Origin of the sequence: Pseudomonas sp. SIMBA_067, assembly GCF_046534675.1 — a bacterium.
Lineage (GTDB): Bacteria > Pseudomonadota > Gammaproteobacteria > Pseudomonadales > Pseudomonadaceae > Aquipseudomonas > Aquipseudomonas putida.
Genome location: NZ_JAWRYH010000735.1, coordinates 1 through 259, shown reverse-complemented (window position 1 = coordinate 259; position 259 = coordinate 1). Strand labels below are relative to the sequence as shown.

1 protein-coding gene is annotated in these 259 nt (G+C 59.8%); it reads right to left on the bottom strand.

Features of this window, described 5'->3' with window-relative positions; all coding sequences use genetic code 11:
• Positions 1 to 45: 45 nt before the first annotated feature.
• Positions 46 to 259 (bottom strand): type VI secretion system-associated protein TagO (locus SB765_RS31110; protein WP_410932688.1); only part of this gene is annotated, 214 nt, incomplete at its 5' end.

The following is a 259-nucleotide window of genomic DNA, read 5'->3' as shown; positions in this document are numbered from 1 at the left end:
CAATCGGTGCAAGCAACCCAGTGATGTGCTGCGCAGGCACTTGCGCTACCACCGGCATGTGCTTCGCACCTGGCGGATCAAAGGGTCCAGACCTTGCGCATCAAAAATCAGCCCATCGACTTCGTTGTGATCACTCACAACTTCGATGCGCTGCGCCCCTATCAGCTGCTTGATCTGCTCGATCGCCGGCAAACCTCGCCCCGCGTCGAGCACTTGCCCGTTCTCCATCACCTGCCAGGGCGTCGCATTCGTAGACCCG